The 21,390-nt window shown below is 67.5% G+C and carries 22 protein-coding genes; 9 read left to right on the forward strand and 13 right to left on the reverse strand.

The window, feature by feature from the left end:
• Positions 1 to 33: 33 nt before the first annotated feature.
• From TabM4_RS07845 to TabM4_RS07860, 4 genes are read right to left on the reverse strand one after another with little or no spacing between them, the layout of a single operon-like run.
• Positions 34 to 480: a DMT family transporter gene (locus TabM4_RS07845; RefSeq protein ID WP_434620820.1), complete on the reverse strand. Its 447-nt coding sequence runs from the start codon at positions 478 to 480 to the stop codon at positions 34 to 36.
• A gap of 4 nt (positions 481 to 484) precedes the next feature.
• Positions 485 to 1,042, reverse strand: a complete 558-nt coding sequence (locus TabM4_RS07850; protein ID WP_434620823.1) for a carboxymuconolactone decarboxylase family protein — start codon at positions 1,040 to 1,042, stop codon at positions 485 to 487.
• 17 nt (positions 1,043 to 1,059) lie between these two features.
• Positions 1,060 to 1,956 (reverse strand): NAD(P)-dependent oxidoreductase, encoded by an 897-nt coding sequence (locus TabM4_RS07855; RefSeq protein ID WP_434620826.1) that lies wholly within the window; start codon positions 1,954 to 1,956, stop codon positions 1,060 to 1,062.
• Positions 1,957 to 1,990: 34 nt separating this feature from the next.
• The gene (locus tag TabM4_RS07860; protein WP_434620828.1) at positions 1,991 to 2,641 is read right to left on the reverse strand and encodes a GntR family transcriptional regulator; all 651 of its coding nucleotides are present in this window, start codon (positions 2,639 to 2,641) and stop codon (positions 1,991 to 1,993) included.
• Between the two features lie 255 nt (positions 2,642 to 2,896).
• Between TabM4_RS07860 and TabM4_RS07865 the strand changes: the two genes are divergently transcribed.
• The 6 genes from TabM4_RS07865 (at position 2,897) to TabM4_RS07890 (ending at position 8,572) form a co-directional block, all read left to right on the forward strand.
• Positions 2,897 to 3,238: a hypothetical protein gene (locus tag TabM4_RS07865; protein ID WP_434620831.1), complete on the forward strand. Its 342-nt coding sequence runs from the start codon at positions 2,897 to 2,899 to the stop codon at positions 3,236 to 3,238.
• Positions 3,235 to 3,603 carry a hypothetical protein gene (locus TabM4_RS07870; protein ID WP_434620833.1) on the forward strand — a complete coding sequence of 123 codons (369 nt, stop codon included), beginning with the start codon at positions 3,235 to 3,237 and terminating at the stop codon, positions 3,601 to 3,603. Before TabM4_RS07865 ends, TabM4_RS07870 begins: the two co-directional genes overlap by 4 nt.
• Positions 3,604 to 3,773: 170 nt before the next feature.
• A complete protein-coding gene (locus TabM4_RS07875) occupies positions 3,774 to 5,996 on the forward strand; it encodes an NADP-dependent isocitrate dehydrogenase (RefSeq protein ID WP_434620836.1) in 2,223 nt (740 codons plus the stop codon).
• 62 nt (positions 5,997 to 6,058) lie between these two features.
• On the forward strand, positions 6,059 to 7,120 hold the full coding sequence (gene mtnA, locus TabM4_RS07880; RefSeq protein ID WP_434620838.1) for an S-methyl-5-thioribose-1-phosphate isomerase: 1,062 nt from the start codon (positions 6,059 to 6,061) through the stop codon (positions 7,118 to 7,120).
• A 120-nt stretch (positions 7,121 to 7,240) separates the two neighbouring features.
• Positions 7,241 to 7,879, forward strand: coding sequence for a hypothetical protein (locus TabM4_RS07885; RefSeq protein WP_434620840.1), 639 nt, complete (start codon positions 7,241 to 7,243; stop codon positions 7,877 to 7,879).
• Positions 7,880 to 7,882: 3 nt separating this feature from the next.
• Complete coding sequence (locus TabM4_RS07890; RefSeq protein WP_434620841.1) at positions 7,883 to 8,572, forward strand: hypothetical protein; 690 nt, start codon at positions 7,883 to 7,885, stop codon at positions 8,570 to 8,572.
• Between the two features lie 6 nt (positions 8,573 to 8,578).
• Here TabM4_RS07890 and TabM4_RS07895 read toward each other — a convergent pair whose 3' ends face one another.
• The 9 genes from TabM4_RS07895 to TabM4_RS07935 form a co-directional block, all read right to left on the reverse strand.
• On the reverse strand, positions 8,579 to 9,022 hold the full coding sequence (locus TabM4_RS07895; protein WP_434620844.1) for a hypothetical protein: 444 nt from the start codon (positions 9,020 to 9,022) through the stop codon (positions 8,579 to 8,581).
• Positions 9,023 to 9,492: 470 nt separating this feature from the next.
• Positions 9,493 to 9,852, reverse strand: a complete 360-nt coding sequence (locus TabM4_RS07900; RefSeq protein WP_434620847.1) for a cupin domain-containing protein — start codon at positions 9,850 to 9,852, stop codon at positions 9,493 to 9,495.
• 19 nt (positions 9,853 to 9,871) lie between these two features.
• Entirely contained in the window at positions 9,872 to 11,497 is a 1,626-nt protein-coding gene (locus TabM4_RS07905; protein ID WP_434620850.1) for an amidohydrolase, read from the reverse strand.
• The gene (locus tag TabM4_RS07910) at positions 11,494 to 12,351 is read right to left on the reverse strand and encodes a hypothetical protein (protein ID WP_434620853.1); all 858 of its coding nucleotides are present in this window, start codon (positions 12,349 to 12,351) and stop codon (positions 11,494 to 11,496) included. Before TabM4_RS07910 ends, TabM4_RS07905 begins: the two co-directional genes overlap by 4 nt.
• Complete coding sequence (locus TabM4_RS07915; protein WP_434620856.1) at positions 12,348 to 13,199, reverse strand: ABC transporter permease subunit; 852 nt, start codon at positions 13,197 to 13,199, stop codon at positions 12,348 to 12,350. Before TabM4_RS07915 ends, TabM4_RS07910 begins: the two co-directional genes overlap by 4 nt.
• Positions 13,196 to 14,116, reverse strand: coding sequence for an ABC transporter permease (locus tag TabM4_RS07920; RefSeq protein WP_434620859.1), 921 nt, complete (start codon positions 14,114 to 14,116; stop codon positions 13,196 to 13,198). Before TabM4_RS07920 ends, TabM4_RS07915 begins: the two co-directional genes overlap by 4 nt.
• A gap of 3 nt (positions 14,117 to 14,119) precedes the next feature.
• On the reverse strand, positions 14,120 to 15,217 hold the full coding sequence (locus TabM4_RS07925; protein WP_434620862.1) for an ABC transporter ATP-binding protein: 1,098 nt from the start codon (positions 15,215 to 15,217) through the stop codon (positions 14,120 to 14,122).
• 2 nt (positions 15,218 to 15,219) lie between these two features.
• Positions 15,220 to 16,323 (reverse strand): polyamine ABC transporter substrate-binding protein, encoded by a 1,104-nt coding sequence (locus tag TabM4_RS07930; protein ID WP_434620865.1) that lies wholly within the window; start codon positions 16,321 to 16,323, stop codon positions 15,220 to 15,222.
• Between the two features lie 49 nt (positions 16,324 to 16,372).
• Complete coding sequence (locus TabM4_RS07935) at positions 16,373 to 17,584, reverse strand: aromatic ring-hydroxylating oxygenase subunit alpha (protein ID WP_434620867.1); 1,212 nt, start codon at positions 17,582 to 17,584, stop codon at positions 16,373 to 16,375.
• A gap of 131 nt (positions 17,585 to 17,715) precedes the next feature.
• Here TabM4_RS07935 and TabM4_RS07940 point away from each other — a divergent pair, with 131 nt between their 5' ends.
• The 3 genes from TabM4_RS07940 to TabM4_RS07950 all read left to right on the forward strand — a co-directional run bounded on the left by TabM4_RS07940 (position 17,716) and on the right by TabM4_RS07950 (position 21,363).
• Positions 17,716 to 18,384, forward strand: a complete 669-nt coding sequence (locus TabM4_RS07940; RefSeq protein WP_434620870.1) for a TetR family transcriptional regulator C-terminal domain-containing protein — start codon at positions 17,716 to 17,718, stop codon at positions 18,382 to 18,384.
• Between the two features lie 163 nt (positions 18,385 to 18,547).
• The gene (locus TabM4_RS07945) at positions 18,548 to 19,993 is read left to right on the forward strand and encodes a cobyric acid synthase (protein WP_434620873.1); all 1,446 of its coding nucleotides are present in this window, start codon (positions 18,548 to 18,550) and stop codon (positions 19,991 to 19,993) included.
• Between the two features lie 149 nt (positions 19,994 to 20,142).
• Positions 20,143 to 21,363: a flavin-containing monooxygenase gene (locus tag TabM4_RS07950; protein WP_434620876.1), complete on the forward strand. Its 1,221-nt coding sequence runs from the start codon at positions 20,143 to 20,145 to the stop codon at positions 21,361 to 21,363.
• Positions 21,364 to 21,390: the final 27 nt, after the last annotated feature.

Here is a 21,390-nt window from a genome sequence, read left to right on the forward strand (position 1 = left end):
AAAGGGCCCGGCGGAGCGATCCGCCGGGCCTTTTCACATGCGCGAGAGCAGAAGGCCCGACATCACGAGGGCGAGGCCCGCGACGCGGGGCCATGTGATCTCCTGCACCGGCAGGCCGAAGGCGCCGATGCGGTCGAGGATGAGGGCCATGGCCAGTTGCGCGAAGATCGTGGCGGCGGCGGCGGTGAGCGCGCCGGTCTGCGGGATCGCCCAGATGAGCGAGACGATGTAGCAGGCCCCCAGCGCCCCACCGACGAAGGCCCAGAGCGGGGTGAGGGTGAAGGCCCCGTCCTGTGGCCCGCTGCCCCGGATCAGGTTCACGATCAGCAGGACGAGGAAGCCCACGAAGAAATTGATGCAGGCCGCGACGACCGGGTCGCCCAAGCCGCGTGCGAGGGCGGCGTTGATCGGGGCCTGGATGGCAAGGACGGACCCCGCCCCCAGAAGGGCGAGGACAGGCAGGAACTGGGCCAGTTGCATGGGGCTAGGCCTGTGGCGGGAAAGGATCGGGCGCGCCCTCGGGCAGGGGCACGTGGAAGGCGTTGATCGTCATGGAGATCAGCGTGTAGTAGCCGAGAATCCCCACCAGATCGACCACGCCCTGCAGGCCGAGCGCGGCCTCGGCGCGGGCATAGGTGGCATCGCTGACGGCGCGGTCGCGGTGCAGTTCGAGGGCGAAGTCATGCACGGCGGCGGCGGTTTCGGACAGGCCGTCGGGGCGGTGGCCCTGACGGATCGCCTCGATCACCTCGGGGGCAAGTCCGGCCTTGGCGGCGATGGGGGCATGGACCGCCCATTCGAAGCCGGAACGCCAGAAGGCCCCGGTGACGAGGATGGCCAGTTCGCTGAGGTCCGGGGGCAGGGTGGTGCCGTAGCGGCAGAAGGCCCCCAGCGCCTGCGCGCGGTCGGCAAGGCCGGGGCTTTGGAGCCAGACGCGGAGCGGGCCTTCCACGATGCCGCGGGGGCCGTTCAGGATGGCGTCGTAGATCGGCTTCTGCGCGGGGGTGAGGGCGGTTTCGTCAAGAATGGGGGGGCGTGGCATGGAAGGTCCTTGGCCTGTCAGGGGCGTGCAGCGCGCTGGGCGGCCCAGTCGAGCGCGGTGATCGTCATGGCGTCGCGTCCGGCGATGGGGCCTGCGGCGGCGGCGGTGAAGGCATCGCGGGCGGCGGCGGTGACGGGCATGGCCTGCCCCTGCGCTGCGGCCGTCGCGACCATGTGCGACAGGTCCTTGGCGGCACCCTTCGCCTCGAAGGAAAGGCTGGGTTCGCCGGTGCCTGCGAGCAGGGCGGCGAGTTCGCCCGCGCGGTGCTTGACCGCCATGCAGGCGCCGGAGGTATCGGCCATGAGGTCGGCAAGGCGGTCGGGCGGCATGTCTAGATCAGCCACCAGACCCATCGCCTCGCGCAGGGCCTGCCAATAGACGAGGAGGGGCAGGTTCACGGCGAGTTTCAGCCGCGCGCCCGCACCCAGAGGCCCCGCATGTTCGATGCGGCGGCACAGGAGCGAGAGAATGGGCTGCGCCTGCGCCACGGCATCCGCGCTGCCACCGACGAGGCCTAGAAGGCGGCCTTCGCGGGCAGGACCGATGGTGCCGCCGACGGGGCATTCCACCAGATCGGCCCCTTTGGCCGTGACGGCGCTGCCAATCGAGAGGATGGCCTCGGGGCCGATGGTGGACATCTCGATGAAGAGTTTGCCCTTGACCGGGCCGGAAAGGAGGCCGTCGGGGCCGGAATAGACCTGATCCACGGCATCGGCGTCGTAGAGCATGGTCAGCACCCGGTCGCATTGGCGGGCGAGGGCGGCGGGGCTTTCGGCGAGGGTCGCGCCCTTGGCCAGCAGGGGGGCGGCCTTCGCCGGATCGCGGTTCCAGACCACCAGATCGCAGCCCTGCGACAGCAGGCGTTCGGCCATTGCCGCGCCCATGCGGCCAAGGCCGCAAATGCCGGTCTTCATTTCTTGTTCCCCCCGTATCCTTGTTCCGTGCCGGTCAATCCACCACCGGCTTGCGGGTCAGCCCCCGCATGATCTGCGCCCGTGACCGTTCGACGTGATCGCGCACCAGTTTCGCGGCGAGGCGACCGTTGCGGGCCTGAAGGGCGTCGATGATGGCATTGTGGTCGGCAAGGGGCGTTTCGAAGCCGCCTTCACGCGACAGGAGCGTCAGAGAGACGATGGCGAGGCGGTCGTAGAATTCCATGACCCGGACGGTTTCTTCGGTCAGGCGGCGGTTGCCGGACATGCCCGCCAGCGTGGCGTGGAAGCGGCGGTTGTAATCGGCGAAGGCGCGGATCGTGTCGCCGTCGCAGGCGCGGAGCGCGTCGAGCGAGGCGAGTTCTTCGGGTTCGGCGCGTTTGGCGATCTTGGTGACCACGGCGCATTCGAGGACGGCGCGGAGTTCGAGGATGTCCTCGGCATCGCGCATCGAGACGGGGCGCACGCGATGACCTCGGCGCGGTTCGATCTCGATCAGGCCTTCGAATTCCAGTTTCTGCATCGCGTCGCGGACCGGGGTCTTGGACACGCCGTAACGCAGGGCGAGATCGGCCTCGCGCAATTCCTCGCCGGGTTTGAGTTCGCAGGTGAGGATATCCTGCCGAACGAGTTGGAACACCCTGTCACGCTCTAGAATCATTGTCATTTTTCACTTGGTGATATTTCACCGAACTATGGCATGGCTGCCGCTGGGGTCAAGCGGATGCGCCGCGCCGAAGTGGCGCGGGGTGGCGGCATGCGGGGCGTGCGGGGAGCGCGAAATCGGCAGGAGACCGCCTGCCTAGGGCCGGGGCTGCCGCTTTCCTTGCCGGGGTCGCAGCGATTGACGCAGATTAAGGACTTTGCGTCGAACAGGCGCGAGTCTGGGCCGGATGGTCCGCCGAAAGGAAAGGAAAACCTCATGGCGAAGGCTGCAAGCAAGGTGACGGAAGCCACGGCCCGCGAGACGGCGGGGCGCGAGATCGAAGAGGAGATCCGGGCGCTGCGCGCGGATGTGGCGGCGCTGGCGCGATCGGTGGCCAGCTATGCCGGGGGCGCGGCAGAAGAGGTGAAGGAGAAGGGGCGCGCGGCATCGGAAGAGACGGTGGCGGAGGCGTTGAAGGCGGTGCGGGAGTTGCGGACGGAGGTTGCCGGGATGCAGGGGGAGCTGGAGGGGAAGGTGCGCGCCAACCCTTTGGCATGGCTGGCCGGAGCGGCCGGTCTGGGCCTGCTGCTGGGCGTGCTGTTCGGGCGGCGGGAATGAGGGCGCAGGTGGCCGGGCTGGCGCTGGGGGCGGGGATCGTGCTGCTGTGCCTGCTGGTGGCGCTTGGGCTGCTGGTCGCGGCGGCGGTGGCGGGGCTGGTGCCGGTGATGGGCGTGCCGCTTGCGCTGCTTTCTGTGGCGGGGGGCGTGCTGGCCGTGGCGTTGATCGTGGCTGTCGTCCTGCGGCGTGCAGCGCGGCGGATGCTGGCGCGGCAGCGGCAGGCGGCGATGGTGACGGGTGCCCTGCGGGTGGGGTTGGCGGTGTTGCCGCGTGGTGCCCTGCGGCGGCTGGAACTGGCGGCGCTGGCCGGGGTTGCGGTGGCCGTGGCTGCCTTTCGCTTGCTGCCGGGGGATCGGGGGGCGTGATCCGGGCGGGCGGATCGTCAAGGCTGCCGCACTGCGGCAGGTTGGCGCGCCGGGGGGCAAGGCTGCGGCTTTTGCTTGTCCTGTGGCGCGGCTAGGATAGGAGGCGGGCAGGGAGGCTTTGCGCCGGTGTGGCGGGGGCCTTGACCGCAACTTGCGAAGGACAGGCTTTCATGACCGCAGATTCCACACCCGACATCATCTACACCAAGGTGGATGAGGCTCCGCAGCTTGCCTCGGCCTCGCTCCTGCCGATCATCCAGTCCTTTGCGGCGGCGGCGGGGGTTTCGGTGGGGGTCAAGGACATCTCGCTCGCGGGGCGGATCATCGCGGCCTTTCCGGAACATCTGACCGAAGCGCAGCGCCAGACGGATGATCTGGCGGAACTGGGCCGTCTGGTGACGACGCCGCGGGCGAATGTGATCAAGCTGCCGAATATCTCGGCCTCGGTGCCGCAACTGGTGGCGGCCGTGAAGGAGTTGCAGGCGCAGGGTTACGCGCTGCCGGATTACCCGGAAAACCCGCAGGGCGAGGCGGAGGTGGAGATCCGCCGCCGCTATGACGCGATCAAGGGGTCGGCGGTGAACCCGGTGTTGCGCGAGGGCAATTCCGACCGTCGCGCGGCGGTGGCGGTGAAGAACTATGCCAAGGCCAATCCGCATTCGATGGGCAAGTGGAGCGCGGACAGCAAGACGCGGGTCGCCACGATGGCCGCCGGGGACTTCCGGTCGAACGAGACCTCGGTCACGGTGAGCGCGGCGCAGGCCGGCAAGGCGCGGATCGAACTTGTGGCGGCGGATGGGTCGGTCACGGTGCTGAAAGATGGGGTGAATTACCCGGAAGGCACGGTGGTGGACGCGACCTTCATGTCGGCCAAGGCGCTGCGGGCGTTTCTGGATGCGGAGATCGCGGCGACGAAGGCGGAGGGGATCCTGTTTTCGGTTCACCTGAAGGCCACGATGATGAAGGTGTCGGACCCCATCATCTTCGGCCATGTGGTGAAGGCCTATCTTGCCCCTGTCTTCGACCGCCATGGCGCGGCACTGGCGGCGGCTGGGGTGGACCCGAATGCCGGGCTGGGCGTGATGCTGGACCGGATCGCGGCGATGCCGGAGGGCAAGGCCATTCTGGCCGAAATCGATGCGGTTCTGGCCGAGCGGGCGCCGCTTTACATGGTGAATTCCGACAAGGGGATCACCAACCTGCATGTGCCGTCGGATGTGATCGTGGACGCGTCCATGCCCGCCCTGATCCGGGCGGGGGGCAAGGGTTGGGGGCCGGACGGGAAGGCTGCCGACACGAATTGCGTGATCCCCGACAGTTCCTATGCGCCGGTCTATGACGAGACGATCCGCTATTTCAAGGCGACCGGGGCGCTGGACCCAGCGACGGCAGGGACGGTGCAGAATATCGGCCTGATGGCGCAGAAGGCGGAGGAATACGGGTCGCACCCGACGACTTTCGAGATTGCCAAAGCGGGCACGGTGCGGGTGATCGCGGCCAATGGCGATGTGCTGCATTCCCATGCGGTGGAGGCGGGCGACATCTGGCGCGCGGCCTCGACCCGGAAGGCGGCGATCGAGGATTGGGTGCGCCTTGCCATCGACCGGCAGAAGGCCGAGGGCTGCGAGGCCATCTTCTGGATGGACGAGACGCGGCCGCATGACGCCCAGCTTCTGGCCTATGTGCGACCGATCCTTGCGGCGGCGGGGGCGGCGGACAAGTTCAAGATCATGGACCCGCGCGCCGCGACGCGGGCCTCGCTGGAGACGATCCGGAAGGGGGCGGATTCCATCGCAGTCACCGGCAACGTGCTGCGCGACTATCTGACGGACCTGTTCCCGATCCTTGAGCTTGGCACCTCGGCCAAGATGCTTTCGATCGTGAAGCTGATGAATGGCGGCGGCATGTTCGAGACGGGGGCGGGCGGTTCCGCGCCCAAGCATGTGCAGCAGTTGATGGAGGAGAACCACCTGCGCTGGGATTCGCTGGGCGAATTCTGCGCGCTGGGGGAGAGCCTGAAGTTCCTTGCCGATGTGACGGGGAAGGCCTCGGCCCGCGTTCTGGGCAAGGCGGTGGATGTGGCGACGCAGGGGGTGCTGGACCATGACCGGTCGCCCAAGGCGAAGGTCGGGCAGACCGACAACCGCGACAGCCATTTCTACTTTGCGCTGTACTGGGCACAGGCCTTGGCGGCGCAGGGCGAGGATGCGGCTCTGGCTGCGCATTTCGCGCCCATCGCCAAGGCTTTGGCCGAGAATGAGGCGGTGATCCTTGCCGAGCTTGGCCGGGATCAGGGCAAGGCGGTCGATCTGGGCGGGTATTATCACGGGGATGCGGCCAAGACGTCGGCGGTGATGCGCCCGTCGGAGACCTTCCGCCGGATCATCGGCTGAGGCCGGGAGAGGATGGCGCCCCTGCCTTGCGGCGGGGGCGTATCTTGGAGAAGGGACAAGGCATGGCGTTTCGGACGATGGAATGGATCGCGGCGGAAGCCTGCCTGCGGCTTCTGGACCAGCGGCATCTGCCGGGCGAGGTGCGCTATCGCGACCTGAGGACGCCGGAGGCCGTGGCGGGAGCAATCCGCGATATGACGGTGCGGGGGGCGCCGGCGATTGGCGTGTCGGCGGCCTATGGCATGGCGCAGGCGGCGATATTGGCCGAGGCGGAGGGGAAGCCCCTTGGGGCCGCGCTGGAGGCGGCGGATGCGGTGCTGCGCGCCTCGCGGCCCACGGCGGTGAACCTGTTCTGGGCGCTGGACCGGATGGGGGCGCTGTGGCGGGGCGGGGCGGATGCCGCGCGCCTGCTGGCCGAGGCGCGCGAGATCGAGCGCGAGGATATCACGGTGAACGATGCGATAGCCGCGCATGCGCTGGCGATCCTGCCGGTGGAGGAGGTGGTGTTCTTTCACCACTGCAACACTGGCGCGCTGGCGGCGGGAGGCGTGGGCACGGCGTTGGGCATCATCCGGCGGGCGCATGAGGCGGGGCGGAAGGTCTTTGCCTATCTGGACGAGACGCGGCCGCGTCTGCAGGGGGCGAAGCTGTCATCCTTCGAGTTGATGGAATATGGCGTGCCGCATGCCATCGTGGTGGATGGTGCCTCGGCCCATGTTATGCGGCGGCGGCGGGTGGATGCGGCGGTGGTGGGCTGCGACCGGGTGGCCGCGAATGGGGATACGGCGAACAAGATCGGGACCTACAACCTCGCGCTGGCGGCGCAGGACAATGGCGTGCCGTTCTACGTGGCCTGCCCGACATCGACCATCGACATGGCCACACCGGACGGGGCGGGGATCGAGATCGAGGAGCGGGACGGGGACGAGATCCTGCAGATGGGGGTGACGCGGATCGCGCCGGAGGGGGCGGGTGTGTTCAACCCGGCTTTCGATGTGACGCCGAACCGTCTGATTTCAGGGCTGATCACCGAATATGGCGTGATCCGGCCACCTTTCGACGTGAACCTCAGGCAGTTGTTTTCGCGGGAAAAGGCGCTTGCGGCGCGGTCGGGCGGGGCATAGTCTGCCTCGCGGAACGGATGTGACCCCGAGGGAGGAATGGCACGGAGCCGTTGCGACCGCGAGGCGTTTGATATCATTGATGGATTGTTCGGGTCCGGCCTGCTTTCCCTTGAGGGGGGAATGGCCGATCCTGCCGCTGCCGAGGGCCTGTTGGCCGTGCTGGGCGATCCAGATGCGGGGCATGTGCTGACGTCACTGCCGCGCGGGAAGCTGGAGGTCGGGCAACTGGTCGCGGCGACGGCGGCCCTTGCACAGCGGCGCTGGCAGGAGGGGCGGCTGGGGTTCGAGCAGGGCGTCGCCCTGTTCGCGGGGCTGGAGCGGCTGCTGCGGCAGGCGGAAGGGGTTTCGCCTGCGGTGGCGGGTTTGCGCGGGCGGGTGCTGGTCGTGGTGCCGGAGGGCGCGGGGCATCTGCTGGGGCCGCGCTTGCTGCGTCGGGAACTTGGGCTTGCGGGTGTGGATGCGGTGCTTGCTGCTGGTGAGCCGGTAGAGGGCTGGCTGGACCGGGTGGCGGGTGCGCCTTTCGATGTGGTGGGCCTTTCCATCGGGCATGACGCCCTGCTGGCCGAGGCCGCGGAGTGGATCGCACGGATCAGGCTGGCCTCCTGCCATGCCGGGGTGCGGGTCATGGTCGGGGGGGCGGCACTGACGGCGGCGCGTGGGGCCTATGGTTTTCTGGGTGCGGATATTGTGACGAACGACATCGCCGCTGCCCTGTCCTTTGTGGAAAGGGCGGGGCGCAGGCCAGAAAGGGCGAATTGACCGATGGCACGGGCGGGAGCGCGGCACTACAGCGAGAGGCTGGACAGGGCGGATCTGCGCCGTCTGATGGATGGGATGGCCGATCTGATCGTCGAGTTGGATGCGGCGGGGATGGTGGTCGATCTGACCTCGGGCGGTGCGGTCGGCGGGGCGGAGTGGGTGGGACGGGCCTTCGCCGATGTCGTCTGCCCGGACAGCCGCGAGAAGGCGCGCGATCTGGCGGCGACCGATCCCTTGGACGAGGGCGAGGGCCTGGGACCATGGGGGACTGCGCGGCATGTGAACGTGACGGGCGCGGGCGGGGAGAGCCTGCCCTTCCTGCTGCGGCCTTTCCGGCTGACACCGGCGGGGGGCGTGCTTCTGGTGGGGCATGATCTGGCGGCGGAAAGCCGGATGCAGCGGCAATTCGAGGCGGCGCAGCGGGTGATGATCCGCGATTACGAGGCGCGTCTGGCGCAGGTGCAGGAGAGCTATCAGCGGGACCTGCGAGCATCGAGCGTTGCGGAGGCGGCGGGGCGGGTGGGGATTTCGCCCCTGGAGCAGATCCTTTCCGATTTTGCCCGGCGGTTGCGGCGGCATTGCGCGCAGGAAGCGCTGGCGCGATCTGGCGAGGATTATCGCGCGGCGGCGGAGTTGCTGGGGATCAGCACGGATGAGTTGGATGCGATCCTCATTGCGCCCCTTGCCGATTGAATGGGGTCACAGGCCGGGGCGGATGAGGACCGGCTGTCCTTCGAGATCGGCGACGAGGCGGGTTTCGGGCCAGAAGCGGAAGAAGGCCACTGGGCCGAAGCTGCGGTCCTTGGAGCGCTGCCCGGACAGGATGCGGGCAGAGGAGAGCGCCAGATAGCCAGAGCCTCCGGCACGGGTCAGCGGCATGGGGCGGAAGCCAAGATCGCCAAGGGAGGCGGAGTCCAGCGTCACGCAGGACATGCCGTCCAGATCGATGAGGCGGTGGGTGGCGAGGTCCCAGACGGAATCGCCGATGGAGAGTTCCTCGACCGGGCAGAGATCATCGGGATCGGCACCGACGCGGATGCGCAGACCCTGCGAGAGCATCGATGCCTCGACCATCAGGGCGGTGTCGGCGGCAGTGGCATCGACCGGGGCGGTGAGCAGGCGGGGCGGAAGGATGAGGCCCATCACAGACCCCCGATCCGGCGGGGCTTGGAGAGCCGTCCGGTCGCGGACGACAGGGCAGAAACGGTGCCGCGAAAGGCGGCATCGGACACTCGTACAGACATCATACACCCCGGCAGCTTGGGTCTTCACCAGTTTCCCGGTCGCATCCCCGGACAGCCCCCACCGCCGGATGACACGCTTGCCGCCCCGAGGTGCCGCATGGAAGGTGCGGGACGAGAGGGGCGGGCGGCGCGGGAAGCGCCTTGTGTCGAATTCTAGGCAAATCTTTGGCTTGCCGCAAGGAATTCGAAACCATTCTGAGATTGCCGCGCATCAATCCGCGGGCTGGGGTGAGTCCTTGTCCGGCTTGGAAACGATCTGCGGATTGTCGGACAAGTTATTAGTAATAATTAATAAAATGTGACGCCGCTGCGGCTGTCTTTATGCGCGACAACCTCCGAATTGCGATGCCAAGCGGCGGTGATTCGCGATCATTCCGTCGGTGTTTCCGCGCCGACGATATGCACGGCCAGCAGGCATCCGCCGGGGGTGTAGGAGTGGTGTTCGGTGCCATTGCGGTAGAAGACCATGTCGCCAGGGCGCAGGACGGTGCCGTCATCCTCGATCAGTTCTCCGTCGAGGATCAGGAATTGTTCATGGCCGTTGTGGATGTGGCGGCGCGTCTTCATTCCGGCGGGCATGCGGTAGACGTGGAAGCCTTCTCCCAGCGGCTTGTCCTCGTCGAGTTGCAGGATCGCGTCGCCGAGCGCCACGCCATCGGGATAGACGAAGGGGGTGAAGGCGGCGTCGTGGATATTGGCGATGCGGCGTTCGTCTTGGGAAAAGGTCATCTTGGGTTCGGCCTTTCGGTCAGGAGAAGCGGGGGGCGGCGTGGACCCTGCGCCCCTTGAAGAGGGTGAGCAGGACCTCGGTTTCCGCGATGGCGTAAGGATCGCAGGTGAAGATGTCGCGGTCCAGCACGATGAGATCGGCAGAATAGCCGGGTTTCAGCGCGCCGGTCATGCCGTCGCGCCAGCAGGCGGCGGCGGCATGGGTGGTATAGCCGAGGATGGCCTGTTCGATGGTGAGCCGTTCCTGCGGGAAGAAGGGTTTCGCGCGGCCGCGGTGGCGGGGCGGTTCGCGGGTAATGGCGGTTCCCATGATCTCGAACGGGTTGAGCGTGGTGACGGCCCAATCGGAATTGAGGCAATAGGGCGCGCCCGCATCCAGCAGGCTGCCGAAGGCATAGGTCCAGTCGGCGCGGTCGGGGCCGATCATGGCCATGGTGTCATCGGGGATGATCGGGTCGTTGCAGGCCCAGAGCGGTTGCAGGTTCGCCATGACGCCGAGGGCGGCGAAGCGGGGCCTGTCCTCGGGGTGGACGAGTTGGCAATGGGCGATCTGGTGCAGCGCGGGCCATGGGCCGTTGGCGGCGCGGGCGGCGGCGAAGCCGTCCAGCGCGGCGCGGGTGGCGGCGTCGCCGATGCAATGGACATGGATCTGGAAGCGCGCGGCGTCGAGGGCGGTGAATAGGTCGCGGATCAGATCGGGCGGGAACATGAGGGGCGCATTGCCGCCCTTGGCATCGGCATATGGGGCCAGAAGGGCGGCGGTGCGGTTTTCCAGCCCGCCGTCGAGGAAGAATTTCGCGGAATGGAGGTGGAAGTCGGGGCCGGGATGGGCGGCGCGCAGGGCGGTGAGGCGGGACAGCACGCTTTCCACGCTATCGGTGGGCGTCACGGACATGGCGCCCGCGACGCGCAGGGTGAGATCGCCCAGACGGGCGGCATTGGCATAGATGCCTACATGGTGGGACTGGATGAACGGGTCGAGGATGCCGGTTATGCCGTGGCTGTTGGCGAGAGCCTGACCCGCACGCAGCCCCGCGTGATAGGTGGCCGGGGGCGTTTTCGGCAGGCGGTCGAGCGCCCAGTAGATCGCGTCTTCGTGCAGCATGCCGGTCGCGCGGCCCTGCCCATCGCGGACGAAATGGCCGTTCGGCGGATCGGGGGTATCATCCGAAAGGCCGATGTGGCGGATGGCTTCGCTGTTGAGGCAGGCATTGTGGAAATTGCCGTCATAGATGAGGCAGGGCCGGTCGGGCACGGCGGCATCGAGGACAGCGCAGGTCAGGTTCAGGTCGTCGAAGAAACCGCATTGCCAGCCCGCGCCCCAGATCATCGGGCCGGATTGGGTGGCGGCATGGGTGGCCATGGCGGCGGTGATCTGGGCAGGGGTGCGGCACTCGTAGAGGGGCGCGGTCTGGACGAGGTCGGTTCCGCCGTTCAGGAGGTGGATATGGGCATCCTGCAGCCCCGGCAAAACGAGGTTGCCGCCGGCGTCGATGACCTGTGCCTCGGGGCCTGCCAGACCTTCCATCTCTGCGGCATCGCCAAGGGCGAGGATGCGCCCGCCTTCGATCACCAGCGCCTCGGCGGTGGGCTTTGCCGGGTTCATGGTGCGGATGCGGGCATGGGTGACGAGGACGCGGGTCATGTCGAAAGGTCCAGTCGGAGGGACTTGAGCGCGGCGAGGTCTTGCGCGGGGAGGCGGGTGGTGGGGTGGTCGGGGGCGGCGAGGCGCGCGACGAGGGCGAGGTAGGGGATGGGGCCTGCCTTGAGCAGATGCGGGCGGCGGGCGTCGATCCAGACCGGGTGCTGCGCGGGTTTCCGGAGGAGCGGACGGTCGGGGCCAAAGCGCCAGCCATGCGGGCCGGTGAGGGGCAGGTGCAGGAGTGGGGCGGGATGCGCCTGATCCGGGCAGAGGCTGTGCGGCGGGAGGAGGAGGAGGCCGAGTTCTGCGGTCTCGCCCGCGAAGGCGGTGGGGCCGATAAGCGGGGCATAGGTAATAGTTATGGCTTCATCTGGGCCCATCGGTTCGAGGGCAAGGCCGCGCGCGGGCTGCCAGTCTCGGAAGGGGGCTGCCTTGGCAAGAGCATGGGCGAGGGCGGGATAGTTTGGGGCAAGGCGGGCGAGGGCTGCCGGAAGGTAGGGATGGGGCAGGTCGCGCGTCATCCCGCGCCGGGTGGCGGGGTGGCGGGTGGCGATCAGGCGGCGCGTTTCTGCTATGCCGGGGGCGGTATGGGGGGCGAGGTGGTGTGCGATCTCGTCCAGCAGGGTGTCGAGGGGGGCTGCATCGGGCTGGATGGGGTGCGGGGGTGTTAGACCGAGGGGGGAGAGGACTTCCTCCGGGGGGCGGCGGTCGGCGGCGGCGGCGATGCGATAGGCCTCGAGCAATGCGGGGGAGAGGCGGCCTGCGGCATAGAGGGCCATGGCCGCGCCATAGCGGATGCGGCCCGTGCCGTGCGGGCCGGGGGGCAGGGCGAGCAGGGTTTCCGGGCGGTCGGTCATGGCCGGGACACCGTTCTACTGCGGAATGCCTGCCGTTCCTCGGCGAGGCGGCGGCGTTCGGCGCGGGTCAGGATGAGGCCCGCGATGACGACCCCGGTGCCCACGACAAGGACGGTGAGCGTGGCCAAGGCGTTGATGTCGGGGGTGACGCCCAGCTTGACCTTGGACCAGATCAGGAGCGGCAGGGTGGTGTTGCCGGGGCCTGTGGTGAAGGAGGTGATCACCACGTCGTCGAGCGAGATGGTGAAGGCCAGCAGCCAGCCGGAGAGAATGGCGGGGAAGATGGTGGGAAGGGTGATGTCCCACATCACCTGCCACGGGCGGGAGCCGAGATCCATCGCCGCCTCTTCGATCGCGCGGTCGGATTGCAGCATGCGGGCCTGCACGACGGTGGTGACGAAAACCATGGAGAAGGTGATATGCGCCAGCGTCACGGTGGTGAAGCCGAGCTGACCGGGCCAGCCGATCCAATCGGCCATCAGCAGGAAGAGCATCAGCATGGAGATGCCGGTGATCACCTCGGGCATCACGAGGGGGGCGGTGACCATGCCGGAAAACAGCGTCCGGCCGCGGAAGCGGGTGAAGCGGGCCAGCGCGATGCCCGCCATGGTGCCGAGGATGGTGGCGATGGTGGCCGAGATCAGCGCGATCTGGAGCGACAGGAGCAGCGCCGCGCCGACCTGGCGGTTGGAGAAGAGCGAGACATACCATTTCGTCGAGAAGCCGCCCCAGACGGTGGCGAGGCGGCTTTCGTTGAAGGAATAGACGATCATCGACAGGATCGGCACGTAGAAGAAGGCGAAGCCGAAGACGAGGACGGAGAAGAGGAACCACGGGCGGCGTTTCATTTCCCTGCCTCCGCCCCGTCGGATTTCGCCTGATAGCGGCTGTAGAGCATGGTGGGGATCACCATGAGGAGCAGCAGCGCAACGGCGACGGAAGAGGCCATGGGCCAATCGCGCGCCGAGGTGAATTCGTCCGAGATGACGCGCCCGATCATCGGGCTGCCCGCATCGCCCACCAGCGTGGGGATGACCAGTTCCCCCGCCGCCGGGATGAAGACCAGAAGGCCACCCGCCACGATGCCGGGGATGGATTGCGGCAGGGTCACGTCGAGGAACACGCCGAAGGGCCGGGTGCCGAGGTCCATCGCCGCCTCGTCCAGCGCGGGGTCGAGGCGTTCGAGGCTGGCATAGAGGGGCAGGATCATGAAGGGGAGGTAGGTGTAGACCATCACCAGCACCACCGCGAAGTTGGAATGCATCAGCGGCAGGGAGGTGACGGCCCAGCCTTCCGGCGTGAGCCAGTTCCACGCATCGGTGAGCAGGCGGTTGAACCAGCTGTTCTTGCCCATCATCCCCATCCACGCATAGACGCGCAGGAGGAACGAGGTCCAAAAGGGCAGGATCACCAGCATCAGGAGGATGTTGCGCCAGCCCTTGGACACGCGCGTCAGGCCAAGCGCCATGGGATAGCCGATCAGCAGGCAGAGGACCGTCGCCACGGCGGCATTGCCCAGCGAGGTGAGGAAGGCGCGCAGGTAGAGGTCATCGGTGAAAAGCCGCGCGTAACCCGCGAGGTTCACGACGGGATTGTCGCCGCCATAGCCGAAGGGCGGGGCGGTGGGGGTGCGGGTGGCCACGCTCATGGCCAGAACGATCAGGAAGGGCAGCAGGAAGAAGAGCAGCAGCCACAGATAGGGCAGGCCGATGATCAGATCGGACCAGCCCTTGCGATGGAACCATGCTGCCAGACGCGCGCCCATGACCTAATCCCGCAGCAGGATGGCGGAGGAGGGGTCAAAGGACAGCCAGACGCGATCGTACCAGTCGGGTCGGTTTTCGGCCCCACGGCGGGTGTTGACGGCGTGGACGGAGAGGAGGCCCCCGCCCGGCAGGGTGATGCGGTAGAGCGAGTCCTTGCCGAAATAGGCGAGGTCCTTCACCTGCCCCTCGATCACATTCGCCCCGTCTGGCCGGTCGTCCAGAAGGGCGACCTTTTCCGGGCGCAGGCCTAAGGTGAGGGTTTCGCCGGGTGTCATGCCGGGCAGGGCGGTGGCGGTGACGTCACTGCCCATGGCGGGGACGGCGAGGCGGGCCGTGGGGCCATCGACGGAAAGGACGGTGGCGGGGAACTGGGTGATGGTGCCGAGGAAATTGGCCACGAAGCAGGTCGCGGGGTTTTCGTAGACGGTGGCGGGGGCGCCGACCTGCTGTACCTGCCCGCGATCCATCACGGCGATGCGGTCGGCCAGCGTCATCGCCTCTTCCTGATCGTGGGTCACGACGATGAAGGTGACGCCCGTGCGTTCCTGAATCGACATGAGTTCGAATTGCGTGTGTTCACGCAGTTTCTTGTCCAGCGCGGCGAGGGGTTCGTCGAGGAGGAGGAGCTTTGGCTGCCGCGCCAGCGCGCGGGCAAGCGCCACGCGCTGTCTCTGGCCGCCGGAGATCTGATGCGGTTTGCGCTGTGCGAAGGGGGTGAGTTGCACGAGGTCGAGCATGGCCTGCACGCGGGCCCTGCGTTCGGCCTTGGTCAGGCGGTCGTGTTTCAGGCCATAGCCGATATTCGCCTCGACCGTCATGTGGGGGAAGAGGGCGTAGCTTTGGAACATCATGTGGACGGGGCGTTCCCATGGGGGGACGCCCGTCATGTCCTGCCCGTCTAGGTAGATGCGGCCTGCGGTGGGTTCCTCGAACCCGGCCAGCATGCGCAAAAGCGTGGTCTTGCCGCAGCCGGAACCGCCCAGAAGCGCGAAGATTTCGCCCTTTTCGATGGAGAGGGAGACGTCGCGCACGGCCTGAAACGTGCCAAAGGATTTCGAAACCCCTTCGATCCGCAGGAAGGGGGCGGAGGCCTGCGCCATGGTCAGCCGCCGGATTTGATGGTGGACCAGATGCGCGTGATCTCGCGATCCTGCTCTTCGGTCTGGGGAGCGGGGGTGTACATGCGCGCCAGAGTTTCGGCATCGGGATAGACCGCCGGATCGGCGGCGATGGCGGGATCGACGAAGGGGGTGGCCGCCTTGTTGGCATTGGCATAGCCGATGAAGTTGGTACAGGCGGCGATCACCTCGGGGCGGAGGAGGTAATTGACGAAGGCGTAGGCGTTTTCGGTGTTGGGGGCGTCGGCGGGCAGGCAGAGCAGGTCGAACCAGGCGGGCGCGCCGGTCTTGGGGACGTGGTAGGAGAGGTCGATGTCGATGCCCGCCTCGGCCGCGCGGGCCTTGGCGACGCCATAGTCGCCGGACCAGCTGTTGACCGCGCAGAGTTCACCATTGGGCAGGGCGGTGAGGTAATTGGCATTGTCGAAGGTGGCGATGTGGTCGCGGATGGGGGCGAAAGCCTCGGCCATTCTGGCATATTCGGCGGGGCCTGCGGTGTTGGGGTCGATGCCCAGATAGCTGAGGACCATGAAGCCGATGTCGGTGGGGCTGTCGAGAATGGAGATGCCGCAATCGGCGAGGGCAGCCGCGTTTTCGGGTTTGAACAGCGTGTCGAGCGAGTCGAGATCGGCATCGGGCAGGCGTTCGCGGACCATGGCGGTGTTGTAGGTGATGCCGACGCTGCCCCACATATAGGGCACGCCATATTCGTTTCCGGGATCGAATCCTTCAACGATTTTCAATATTTCCGGGTCGAGGTTCGACCAGCCTGTGAGCTTTGCGCGGTCGAGTTTCTGATAGACGCCCGCCTTGACGAATTGCGGCAGGGAGAGGCCCGCCATGACCACCACGTCATAGCCGGTGGACCCTGCCAGCATCTTGGCCTGCATTTCCTCGGCGCTGGCATAGAGGTCGTAGACAACGCCGATGCCGGTTTCGGATTCGAAATCCGCGAGCGTCGTTTCGCCGATGTAATCGGACCAGTTGTAGACATTGACCGTGCCCGCCTGCGCCCATGAGGGGCGCACATAGGGAAGGGCGAGGCCGCCGCCGAAGGTGAGGAGGGCGCTGCGTCGGGTGAGGGTCATGGCGGTCTTCCTCCTTGTCGTGGCGGTTTGTGGCTGTGAAATCCGTAATCTAAATGGCTGGATTGGCGAGCATTTCGGCGTTGATGGCGGCGATGCGGTCTTCGGGCGGGGCGTGGTCGAGGCGCATCACGGGCAGGAGGGCGCGCAGGTCGTCATGGTGGCGGCGCAGGCCCCATTCGAGATCGGAAAGGTGAAAGCTTTCGAAAGCGGACGAGCGCATGGATTCGTTGGACCAGATGGAAAGCTGCTGATCCTCGGCCGAAGTGTCGCGGTCGATGCGCTGGGCGAGGTAGCGGGCGAGGCGTTCGGCGCGCGTCTCGTTCGGGTTGCGGTAGAGGCGGCCGGTGAGTCGGGTCAGGCCGGGGCCGATGGGGATTTCGTGATAGTATTGAATGGCTTCCGGGGTGAAGGCGAAGACGATCTGGGGAAAGAGGCCGTAATAGGCCCATGCGCCGGCAAGGTGCGGCGGCAGGTGGTCGCGCGGGCGGGAGATGCGGTTGTAATGGCGCACGGACCAGAGCCTGCCGGGCGTGTCGCCATAGCGGCCGATGGAGATGTTCAGGCCGTTGGGAAGGAAGATGTCGCGATAGTCGCGACCATAGAGGTCTTGCAGGCCGGGATGGGCGAGGGGGACGTGGTAGCCCTCGTTGTCCACGTCGCGGACGGATTTCCAGTTCACCGGGAGGTCGGCTGTCCAGTGCGGGGTGGCGACGGGGAGCAAGTCGGCGGCGCGGTAGGCTGTGAAATCGGCGTCATAGGGGGCGAGGAGGGTGGCGATATCGGGCTGCGGGCCGGGGTGGAAGCGGATGAAGAGGAAGCCGTGGAAGGCTTGTATTTCAATGGGTTTCAGGCCGAAGTTCGAACGGTCAAGATCGCCGAAGCTGCCGGGTTGGGAGGGGCCGCGCAGGGTGCCGTCGAGGTTGTAGACCCAGCCATGGAAGGGGCAGACGATGGAGCCGCGGCAACTGCCCTGTGGGCCATCGACCACCCGCGCGCCTCGGTGGCGGCAAAGGTTGTGGAAGGCGCGCACGGTGCCGTCGGCCCCGCGCATGAGGACGGCGCGTTCACCCAACATGTCGAAGGTGATCCAGTCGCCGGGGGCGGGGATGTCGGAGTCATGCCCCGCCACCTGCCAGTGGTTCAGGAAAACATGTGTCTTTTCAAGGTCGAAGAGGGCCTGCGAATGGTAGGTCCAGCCGGGAAGGCCGCGGCGATCCCATGTGTTGGGGATGGGCTGCGAGGACAGGGGATGCGTCGTCATGGCGGAGGCTCCGACTGCGGTGGTTGATCGTCGCCAAATTCTGATTGAACTGTCAATCAAAATCTGGAAGGCTGATCCGGGACGTGTTTGGTTTCTGCGAAAGTTGAATTATACCAACGGGATGGGCCGTGATGGAGGGTTCGGTGGAGGCAGTGCTGGAAGCGGAACAGGCACCGCGACGCAAGCTGAGCCGGGAGGCGCGGCGGGGGCAGTTGATCGAGGCGACCATCGCGGTGATCGCGGAAAAGGGCTATGCGCGGATGACGCTGGGCGAGGTGGCCAAGCGGGCGGGGCTGTCGCATGGGTTGGCGAATTTCCATTTTGAATCAAAGGAAAAGCTGCTGGCGGCGACGCTGGATCATCTGTCGGAGGAGTATCGGGCGAATTGGCAGGGGGCGCTGGCGCGGGCGGGTGGGCATCCGGCGGATCGGCTGGCCGCGTTGCTGGAGGCGGATTTCGATCCGGTGATCTGCGAATCCGACAAGCTGGCGGCATGGGTTTCGTTCTGGGGTGAGGCGCAGAGCAGGCCCATGTACCAGGATCACTGCGGATCGAATGATGAGGAATATCAGGGGATTATGACGCGAACCTGCGCGGATTTGATCCAGCTTGGCGGCTATGGCGGGCAGGCGGAGCGGATCGCGCGGGTGCTGCGGGTGACGGTGGAAGGGGTCTGGCTGGACCTGATGACGATGCGGGAGCCCTATGCGCTGGAGGAGGCCAAAGCGACGGTCTGGGCCTGTGTCGCGGCCTTCTTTCCGCGCCATTTCGGGCCGGAGGGGCGGCTGCGGGGGGCCTGATGCGGGGCGTGCCGGAGGTTGTGCCGTAAACCGTACCGCAAACCGTCAGCACGCAGCGGGCGGTGGGTGAAGAACGCATTAACCATCCGAAAGGGTCGCTGCCGGACTTTGCGGCCCGTCGCGTGCCTGCCATGAAGGCGGGGCGGGCAGCGGGAGGCGGGCGATGCGGGCGGTGATGGTGCAGGGGACGGGGTCCAATGTCGGCAAGTCGCTGATCGTGGCGGGGCTGTGCCGGGCGGCGCGGCGGCGGGGGCTGCGGGTGGCGCCCTTCAAGCCGCAGAACATGTCGAACAATGCCGCGGTGACGGCGGATGGCGGCGAGATCGGGCGGGCGCAGGCGTTGCAGGCGCGGGCGGCAGGGATCGCGCCTGTGGCGGACATGAACCCCGTGCTGTTGAAGCCGGAGAGCGAGACGGGGGCGCAGGTCATCCTGCAGGGGCGGCGGCTGACCACGGCGGAGGCGCGGGACTATCCGGCGATGAAGGCGCGGCTGATGGCGGGGGTGATGGAGAGCTTTGCGCGGCTGAAGGCGGGGCATGATCTGGTGATCGTGGAGGGGGCGGGCAGTCCGGCGGAGGTGAACCTGCGGGCGGGGGATATCGCCAATATGGGCTTTGCCCGCGCGGCGGATGTGCCGGTGGTTCTGGTGGGCGATATCGACCGGGGCGGCGTGATCGCGCAGATCGTGGGGACGCAGGCGGTGCTGGATGCGGAGGATGCGGCGATGGTGGCGGGGTTCGTCATCAACCGCTTTCGCGGGGATGTTACGCTCTTCGATGACGGGTATCGGTTCATCGGGGCGCGGACCGGGTGGCGGGGGTTCGGGGTGCTGCCGCATTTCCAAGAGGCGTGGCGGCTGCCTGCGGAGGATGCGGTGGACCTTGCAGGGGGCGCGCATCGCGGGGGCGTGAAGGTGGTGGTGCTGTGCTATCCGCGGCTGGCCAATTTCGACGACCTCGATCCGTTGAAGGCGGAGCCGGGGGTGGAGTTGGTGATGCTGCGTCCGGGGGAGGCGGTGCCGGGGGATGCGGCGGTGGTGGTGCTGCCGGGATCGAAGGCGACGGTGGCGGATCTGGGCGTGCTGCGCGCCTGCGGGTGGGATCTGGACCTTGCGGCGCATCGTCGGCGCGGCGGGCGGGTGCTGGGCCTGTGCGGGGGGTATCAGATGCTGGGGCGCATGGTGCATGACCCGGAGGGGTTGGAGGGCGTGCCGGGATCGGTGCCGGGATTGGGGCTTTTGGAGGTGGAGACGGTGCTGGGGGCGCAGAAGCGTCTGGCGGTGGTGGAGGGGGTGCATCAGGCCAGCGGGGCCGCCTTGGCGGGATACGAGATCCATCTGGGCGTGACCGAGGGGGCGGATCGGGTGCGGCCCTTCGCGCGGATCGGCGGGCGGGACGAGGGCGCGGTTTCGGCGGATGGGCGGGTTCAGGGGAGTTACCTGCACGGGCTGTTCGCGGCGGACGGATTCCGGCGCGGCTGGCTGGCGGGGTTGGGCGTGACGGAGCCGGGGCCGGGATATGAGGACGGGGTGGAGGCGGTGCTGGAGGCGCTGGCCGACCATCTGGAGGCGCATCTGGATGTGGCGGGGATATTGGCGCTGGCGCGGTAGCGGGGCCGGGGGCGGGCGCGGGAGGGCTGCTTAGGCGCGGCCTAACCCGTGGGGAGCGAAATGCGTGTTTCGCGGAAGGCCGGTCTTTCCTAGAGCTTTGGCAGCGGGGTCATGGTGGCCCTTGGCGCTGCGGCAGGCGGGGATGGGCGATGGTGGAACAGGTCGAGACGCTGGTGATCGGGGGCGGGCAGGCGGGGCTTGCCATGAGCGCGCATCTGGGACGGCGGGGCCTTTCGCATCTGGTGCTGGAGCGGAGCCGGATCGCGGAACGCTGGCGGACGGAGCGTTGGGATTCGCTGGTGGCGAACGGCCCAGCTTGGCATGACCGCTTTCCGGCGGCGACCTTTGACGACATCCCGCCCGATGCCTTTGCCACGAAGGACCGGATCGTCACCTATTTCGAGGATTTCGCGCGGACGATCGGGGCGCCCATCCGCTGCGGCGAGGCGGTGACGGCCTTGCGGCGCGAGGGGGAGGGGTTCCGTGCGGTGACGGCGGGGGGCGAGGTCGTCGCGCGGAATGTGGTGGTGGCGACGGGGCCGTTCCAGAAGCCGGTCTTTCCGCCGATGATCCCCGAAAGCGCGGGGGTGATGCAGATCCATTCCAACCATTACCGCAATCCGGGGCAGTTGCCCGCGGGGGCGGTGTTGGTGATCGGGGCGGGGTCGTCGGGCAGCCAGATCGCGGATGAGCTGCTGCGGTCGGGGCGGGAGGTCTATCTTTCAGTGGGGCCGCATGACCGGCCGCCGCGTGCCTATCGGGGCAAGGATTTCGTCTGGTGGCTGGGTGCCTTGGGCAAATGGGATGCGCGCACGCAGGATCCGGGGATGGAGCATGTGACCATCGCGGTGAGCGGGGCGCAGGGCGGGCATACGGTGGATTTCCGCGCTTTGGGCAACCGGGGGATGCGGCTGGTGGGGCGGACGGAGCGCTGCGAGGGGGGCGTGCTGCATTTCGCGCCGGACCTTGCTGCGAACATCGCGCGGGGCGATGCGAATTACCTGTCGGTGCTGGACGAGGCCGATGCCCATGTGGCGCGCGAGGGGCTGGACCTGCCGGAGGAACCCGGCGCGCGTGTCTTTGAGCCGGTGCCGGATTGCGTGACCAACCCCATCCTGTCGCTGGACCTGAAGGCGGCGGGGGTGTCGGCGGTGATCTGGGCTACGGGCTATGTGCTGGATTTCGGCTGGATCGAGATGGACATCTTTGACGGCAAGGGCCGCCCGCGCCACGACAAGGGCGTGTCGGAGGTGCCGGGGCTGTATTTCCTTGGGCTGCCGTGGCTGACGCGGCGGGCGTCTCCGTTCATCTGGGGGGTCTGGCATGATGCCGACCATCTGGCGGGGCTGATCGCGGGCGCGGGGGCCTGAGGCCCCTTGCGGGGGTGGCGGGACGCG

Source organism: Tabrizicola sp. M-4, from assembly GCF_051132405.1.
Taxonomy (GTDB): Bacteria; Pseudomonadota; Alphaproteobacteria; order Rhodobacterales; family Rhodobacteraceae; genus Paragemmobacter.

What these genes read in the sequence shown, in the direction of transcription:
- TabM4_RS07845 (WP_434620820.1), bottom strand. Translation starts at nt 480, where the DNA reads ATGCAACTGGCCCAGTTCCTGCCTGTCCTCGCCCTTCTGGGGGCGGGG.
- TabM4_RS07850 (WP_434620823.1), bottom strand. Translation starts at nt 1,042, where the DNA reads ATGCCACGCCCCCCCATTCTTGACGAAACCGCCCTCACCCCCGCGCAG.
- TabM4_RS07855 (WP_434620826.1), bottom strand. Translation starts at nt 1,956, where the DNA reads ATGAAGACCGGCATTTGCGGCCTTGGCCGCATGGGCGCGGCAATGGCC.
- TabM4_RS07860 (WP_434620828.1), bottom strand. Translation starts at nt 2,641, where the DNA reads ATGACAATGATTCTAGAGCGTGACAGGGTGTTCCAACTCGTTCGGCAG.
- TabM4_RS07865 (WP_434620831.1), top strand. Translation starts at nt 2,897, where the DNA reads ATGGCGAAGGCTGCAAGCAAGGTGACGGAAGCCACGGCCCGCGAGACG.
- TabM4_RS07870 (WP_434620833.1), top strand. Translation starts at nt 3,235, where the DNA reads ATGAGGGCGCAGGTGGCCGGGCTGGCGCTGGGGGCGGGGATCGTGCTG.
- TabM4_RS07875 (WP_434620836.1), top strand. Translation starts at nt 3,774, where the DNA reads ATGACCGCAGATTCCACACCCGACATCATCTACACCAAGGTGGATGAG.
- mtnA (WP_434620838.1), top strand. Translation starts at nt 6,059, where the DNA reads ATGGCGTTTCGGACGATGGAATGGATCGCGGCGGAAGCCTGCCTGCGG.
- TabM4_RS07885 (WP_434620840.1), top strand. Translation starts at nt 7,241, where the DNA reads ATGGCCGATCCTGCCGCTGCCGAGGGCCTGTTGGCCGTGCTGGGCGAT.
- TabM4_RS07890 (WP_434620841.1), top strand. Translation starts at nt 7,883, where the DNA reads ATGGCACGGGCGGGAGCGCGGCACTACAGCGAGAGGCTGGACAGGGCG.
- TabM4_RS07895 (WP_434620844.1), bottom strand. Translation starts at nt 9,022, where the DNA reads ATGGGCCTCATCCTTCCGCCCCGCCTGCTCACCGCCCCGGTCGATGCC.
- TabM4_RS07900 (WP_434620847.1), bottom strand. Translation starts at nt 9,852, where the DNA reads ATGACCTTTTCCCAAGACGAACGCCGCATCGCCAATATCCACGACGCC.
- TabM4_RS07905 (WP_434620850.1), bottom strand. Translation starts at nt 11,497, where the DNA reads ATGACCCGCGTCCTCGTCACCCATGCCCGCATCCGCACCATGAACCCG.
- TabM4_RS07910 (WP_434620853.1), bottom strand. Translation starts at nt 12,351, where the DNA reads ATGACCGACCGCCCGGAAACCCTGCTCGCCCTGCCCCCCGGCCCGCAC.
- TabM4_RS07915 (WP_434620856.1), bottom strand. Translation starts at nt 13,199, where the DNA reads ATGAAACGCCGCCCGTGGTTCCTCTTCTCCGTCCTCGTCTTCGGCTTC.
- TabM4_RS07920 (WP_434620859.1), bottom strand. Translation starts at nt 14,116, where the DNA reads ATGGGCGCGCGTCTGGCAGCATGGTTCCATCGCAAGGGCTGGTCCGAT.
- TabM4_RS07925 (WP_434620862.1), bottom strand. Translation starts at nt 15,217, where the DNA reads ATGGCGCAGGCCTCCGCCCCCTTCCTGCGGATCGAAGGGGTTTCGAAA.
- TabM4_RS07930 (WP_434620865.1), bottom strand. Translation starts at nt 16,323, where the DNA reads ATGACCCTCACCCGACGCAGCGCCCTCCTCACCTTCGGCGGCGGCCTC.
- TabM4_RS07935 (WP_434620867.1), bottom strand. Translation starts at nt 17,584, where the DNA reads ATGACGACGCATCCCCTGTCCTCGCAGCCCATCCCCAACACATGGGAT.
- TabM4_RS07940 (WP_434620870.1), top strand. Translation starts at nt 17,716, where the DNA reads ATGGAGGGTTCGGTGGAGGCAGTGCTGGAAGCGGAACAGGCACCGCGA.
- TabM4_RS07945 (WP_434620873.1), top strand. Translation starts at nt 18,548, where the DNA reads ATGCGGGCGGTGATGGTGCAGGGGACGGGGTCCAATGTCGGCAAGTCG.
- TabM4_RS07950 (WP_434620876.1), top strand. Translation starts at nt 20,143, where the DNA reads ATGGTGGAACAGGTCGAGACGCTGGTGATCGGGGGCGGGCAGGCGGGG.